This is a genomic window from Mesorhizobium sp. M7A.F.Ca.CA.002.09.1.1 (genome assembly GCF_003998555.1).
Classification (GTDB): domain Bacteria; phylum Pseudomonadota; class Alphaproteobacteria; order Rhizobiales; family Rhizobiaceae; genus Mesorhizobium; species Mesorhizobium ciceri.
Genome location: NZ_RZRR01000392.1, coordinates 1 through 4,944, shown reverse-complemented (window position 1 = coordinate 4,944; position 4,944 = coordinate 1). Strand labels below are relative to the sequence as shown.

Here is a 4,944-nt window from a genome sequence, read left to right as displayed (position 1 = left end):
CGCCCGTATACCGTTCGATTGAGCACGAACCACCAGAGGCTCAGGCAGATGGCGGCGATGATGACGGAGACCGGCAGCAGGCCGATTGTCTCGCGTCCGGCGAAAAGCAGGACCGGATCGGCGACCGCGATGCTGGATGCGCCGGAGAGACTGAGCGCCAGGCCGCGCGCGAACGCCATGGTGGCGAGCGTTGCGATGAAAGGGGAGATGCCGGCAAAGCCGATCAGCGCTCCATTGAGCAGACCTATCGCGGCACCGCCACCGATCGCGGCGAGAAGGCTCAGGCTCGCCGAGCCGGTTGCCGTATAGGCAAGACCCGCGGCGATGCCGGAACAGGCGAGGTTGCTGCCGACGGAAATATCGATGCCGCGCGCGATGATCACGGCCGTCATGGCAAAGGAGATGAGGGCGATGACCGCACTCTGCTGCGCGATGCTGACAAGGTTGCCGGTCGACAGAAAGCGCGGATCGATCCAGCCGAAGACGGCGATGGCGACCAGCAGCACCGCGATGAGAACCGGTTCGTTGCGCCGTAGTAACGGAGAGGTCCAGGACTGGAACATGGGTCGGTCCTCTTATCGAGCATCATGCGCGGTCACCACGGAAGCGGCGACGGCGATCGTCAGGAAAAGGGGACGCCGGATGATACGTCATCCGGCGCTTGAGCCGCTTTAGGCTGTTACTTTGCCAGGGTCATGGCGGTCGCCGGAACCTTGGGACCGAGTTGCTCGGTATAGTTCTTGGCTTCCACCGCCTCCTTGTCGGTGTTGATGTATTCGAAGGTGAGGCCATCCGCCTTGAGCTTCGCCGCCGTCGCATCCGAGGTCACGAAATAGGTCGGCATGTAGAGATCCTGCGGCAGCTTTTCGCCGTTGGCCAGGCGAGCGGCAACGGCGATGTTCCAGTAGCCGACACGATAGGCGCCGGTCAGCACGTCCATCACCATCTTGCCGTCGTCGATCAGCGGCTTCATCTCGGCGTCGCCGTCATAGCCGCCGTAGAGCAGCTGGGTTCCCATCGAACTGGCAACGGAATCGGCTGCCAGGCAAAGGCTGTCGGAGATGCAGCCGATGGCCTTCAGGTCCGGATAGGTGGTGAGCCATGTCTGGGCGGCATTCGTTGCCTTGGCTGCGTCCCAGCCGGTCGGCTCGATGCCGACGACCTTGATGTCCGGAAACTCCTTTTTCAGGGTTTCGACAAAGCCTTTTTCGCGCGTGTCGGACACGAAGTTGCCACGCGAACCGACGAGCAGGGCGACTTCGCCCTTGCCGCCAAGCGACTTGCCGAGCGCGCGGGCAACCATCGACATGTTGTCGTAGTCCGGATAGAGCGTCGAATAGTTCGAGCCTGCCTCGACCTTGTTGCCCATGGTGATCACCGGAATGCCGGCGGCAGTGGCTTTCTGGATCACCGGAATGACCGCGTTCTTGTCGATCGGATCGATCAGGATCGCGCTGACGCCCTGATTGATGAAATTCTCGATGATGCTGACCTGTTTTTCCAGGCTACCCTCGGCGCTCTGCCAGGTGGATTTCACCCCATAGTCGGCGGCAGCCACGTCGCCGGCTTCCTTCATGCGGACAAAGAAGGAGTTCTGCAAGTCGATTGCCGCAAGTCCAAGAACCTTTTCCGCGGCAAGCGAGGGCGTTGCGATGGCGAGTGCAAGCAGAGCAATGGATGCTTTCAGGGAAATGCGCATGTTTCAGTTCTCCTCTTGTTGCGACAGGACGATTCTTCGCCTCTTTTTCATGTCCCGCACGACGACCGTCCCAGCGACAGGCATTCCGGCGGTATTCCGCGGCACTCGTGCCGTATCCATGTCGGGCCGCGTCTTGCGTGGACCGGCCTTTCTCGACCTCAGCCGTTCAGGCCTTCGACACCGGCGCCGCAGACAAGCCCGGCGATGCGGGCGCCGCGCGGTGGCTTGAAAGCTCCGCTCATCAACGCGGCCAGCGATGCCGCGCCGCTGAGGTCGGCGGCGATGCCGAATTCGAACCAGAGCAATTCAGCGGCTTTCTGCATGTCCGCATCCTCGACAAGGACGATGTCGTCGACGTGCTTGGCGACGATCTCGTAGATACTTTCGTCCGTGCGGCCGCAGGCCATGGTCGCCACCTTCGTCGTTATCTCGGGCAAGCGAACGACACGGCCGGCAGTCAGGGAGGCGTGAAGGGTCGGTGAACCGGTCGGCTCGACACCAACGATCCTGGCGTCGGGTTTGACGTGCTTCAGGACTTCGGACATGCCACTGATGAGGCCGCCTCCGCCGATCGCGACGATGTAGATGTCGGCATCGGGAATCTGGTCGACCATCTCCAGCGCCACGGTTCCCTGGCCGGACACGATCTGCGCATCGGCGAAGGGATGCATGTAGAAGGCGCCGCGCGCTTTTGCCTCGGCCAATGCAGCCTCATGCGCTTCATCCCAGACCTTGCCTTCGAAGCGAACGTCAGCGCCCCATTTGCGCAGCTTTTCCGCCTTCAGCGGGCTTGCATTGTTCGGCAGGTAGATGGTGGCGGGAGCGCCGGCCCGGGCAGCCACATAGGCGGTGGCCAGGCCGTGATTGCCGCCGGATGCGGCGACCAGTCCGTTTTCGATCCGGCCCGGCTCGAGCGTTTTCACCCGGTTCGTGGCGCCCCGGATCTTGAAGGAGCCGCTCACCTGGAGGCATTCGAGTTTCAAATAGACATCATTTTGGAGGTTCGCGCCCGTGGCATGGTCGAGCTTGACGACCGGGGTGCGCCGTATGAAGGGGGCAATGCGCCGGGCAGCCGCCATGATGTCTTCATGGCTCATCGGTCAGTGCCTCCGGATATTCGTTGGCCAGCACGAAACAGCAATTCCCCGGGCGCACGCGGCCGGGTTGACGCTTGGCGAAAACGATGCCGTCGATGGGGTGAAGGAGATCGATGGGCGCGCGCGACAGCGTGTGGAGGAAGTGAATGCGTCCGGCAAGGTCGCCTTTGCTGACGGCACTGCCGAGGGGGCTCAAGGGTTCGAAGACACCGTCCTCCTCGGAAAGCAGATAGCCTTCGCTTCCGGGCACCTTGAGCACGCGTGCGTTGGCGCCAGGGGCAATGTCAGGCGCGCCCTTCAGGACGCCTGCATGTTTCAGCACATTGCGGATGCCCCTGCGGCAGATGGCCAACGCATCCGGACTGACAAGGCCGCCGCCGGCCATCTCGCTGCCGATGACGATCAGCCCCTGGTGATTGGCGGACGCGGTCGAGGTCCGGGTTTCACCGAGATTGTCGACCATGACAACGGTCGGCGCCCCGAAGGCGAGCGTCGCCTTGATGTTCTTGCGATGCCCCTGCGCGGTCGGGGAGGGCTCGATGATCGCGCTCGGCAGGATCATCAGGGACGAACCGCCGGAGTGGAGATCCAGGAAATAGTCGGCCTTCGGAAACAGGATGTCATGCACATAGGCCGCTATCTGGCTTGTCAGCGTGCCGTTGAAATCGCCTGGAAAACTGCGGTTGAAATTCAACCCGTCGACCGGGGAGGTGCGGGTGCCGGCCTCGACGGCCCGAATGTTGATGGCCGGAATCGCGATGATGCGACCGGCTATATCCCGTGGATCGATCTCGCGCAGAAGCTCGCCGAGCGCGATCGGCCCCTCATATTCGTCGCCGTGGTTGCCACCCTCGATCAGGACCGTCGGACCGTCTCCGTTCTTGATGACGGCCAGCGGAACGCGGACCGTGCCCCAGGCATCGTCGTGCGGCGATTGGGGCACATGGAAGAAGCCGATCTGCTTGCCCTCGCGATCGAAATCGACCGACGTGTAAACACTGTTGTTCCGGGGCGTGATGGTCGCGCGGACAGTGTTTGCTGGTCTCTGGACGGTCATCGGCTCGGCCTCGAAATTCATTGTCCCCGTCATCATGTCAGTTTTATATATGGTGTCAAGTTTGGATATAAAACCAATGGCAATTCCGATTTCTTGTCTCTATCGTGCGTGGACCACCGGGGATTCTTCGAATGGCAGATGACGCAAAAGAGAGTGGCAAACCGACCTATTCGGCCCCGGCGCTGACGAAGGGTCTGGATGTCCTGGAGCTGCTGGCGGAGGCGCGAGCGCCCTTGACGATGAAGGAGATCGCGGAAGGCCTCGGTCGTTCGAAGAATGAGATTTTCCGGATGCTGATCGCGCTCCAGGAGCGTCAATATATCGAGCGCAACGCCGAGACCGACGCCTATTCGTTGACCGACAAGCTTTTCAAGCTGGGGCTGCACACGCCGAGCGCTCAGGATCTCATGTCCGCCGCAATGCCCGAGCTGACGCGGATTGCCGGGGACTCAAATCAGTCGCCGCACCTGGTCGTCTTCAATCATGGCTTGACTGTCGTGACCGCGGCCGTTCCCGGCGGCGAGGACATGGCGTTCACGCTGCGCCTCGGCTACGGCCGCCTGGCCACCGACGCGACCTCCGGCCATGTGATCCTTGCCTTCCAGCCGCCAAAGGTCGCGACGCGGATGATCGACGAATGTGCGGCACATTCGCCGGCGCCGCTGGATCGAGAGGCGCTGGAAAAGCAGCTTCGTACCATCCGCGCGGACGGTTACTGGATGCGCGAGAGCCGTGATTTCGTCGGCATCACCGATATCTGCTGTCCGGTCATCGGACCGGACGGCAGCGCCGTCGCCTCCATTATCGTCGCCTATATCAATCGCCATACGCGTGAAAGCCGCCATGCCTTTACTCTGGAGGTCCTGCGTGCTGCCTGCGATCGCATCTCCATGAAGCTGTCACCGCGGGTTCGCTGAGGGGCCGTGGTGCGCTGACGGCGCGGACGAGGCACCGCCCGCGGGACGTTTGCACCGGATTGATAATACCAGTATGGGTCCAGTCAGGAATGTTTTGATCCTGGGTGCTTCTCGCGCGGGAGGAAGAGCAATGACAACCGTGAACCTGATCGGGCTTGTCAGTCGGGAGATGGA

At 62.0% G+C, this 4,944-nt stretch carries 5 protein-coding genes; 1 reads left to right on the top strand and 4 read right to left on the bottom strand.

The window, feature by feature from the left end; all coding sequences use genetic code 11:
- The 4 genes from EN994_RS17730 to EN994_RS17715 form a co-directional block, all read right to left on the bottom strand.
- Window positions 1–563: ABC transporter permease (locus EN994_RS17730; RefSeq protein ID WP_164745987.1), on the bottom strand; the 563-nt coding region annotated here is incomplete at its 3' end.
- Window positions 564–679: 116 nt separating this feature from the next.
- Window positions 680–1,699, bottom strand: coding sequence for a sugar ABC transporter substrate-binding protein (locus EN994_RS17725; RefSeq protein ID WP_013530435.1), 1,020 nt, complete (start codon window positions 1,697–1,699; stop codon window positions 680–682).
- A gap of 158 nt (window positions 1,700–1,857) precedes the next feature.
- Entirely contained in the window at window positions 1,858–2,796 is a 939-nt protein-coding gene (locus EN994_RS17720; protein ID WP_013530436.1) for a threonine/serine dehydratase, read from the bottom strand.
- Entirely contained in the window at window positions 2,786–3,889 is a 1,104-nt protein-coding gene (locus EN994_RS17715; RefSeq protein ID WP_244514328.1) for a succinylglutamate desuccinylase/aspartoacylase family protein, read from the bottom strand. Before EN994_RS17715 ends, EN994_RS17720 begins: the two co-directional genes overlap by 11 nt.
- 95 nt (window positions 3,890–3,984) lie before the next feature.
- Here EN994_RS17715 and EN994_RS17710 point away from each other — a divergent pair, with 95 nt between their 5' ends.
- A complete protein-coding gene (locus EN994_RS17710; RefSeq protein ID WP_013530438.1) occupies window positions 3,985–4,770 on the top strand; it encodes an IclR family transcriptional regulator in 786 nt (261 codons plus the stop codon).
- Window positions 4,771–4,944: the final 174 nt, after the last annotated feature.

What these genes read in the sequence shown, in the direction of transcription:
- EN994_RS17720 (WP_013530436.1), bottom strand. Translation starts at nt 2,796, where the DNA reads ATGAGCCATGAAGACATCATGGCGGCTGCCCGGCGCATTGCCCCCTTC.
- EN994_RS17715 (WP_244514328.1), bottom strand. Translation starts at nt 3,889, where the DNA reads ATGATGACGGGGACAATGAATTTCGAGGCCGAGCCGATGACCGTCCAG.
- EN994_RS17725 (WP_013530435.1), bottom strand. Translation starts at nt 1,699, where the DNA reads ATGCGCATTTCCCTGAAAGCATCCATTGCTCTGCTTGCACTCGCCATC.
- EN994_RS17710 (WP_013530438.1), top strand. Translation starts at nt 3,985, where the DNA reads ATGGCAGATGACGCAAAAGAGAGTGGCAAACCGACCTATTCGGCCCCG.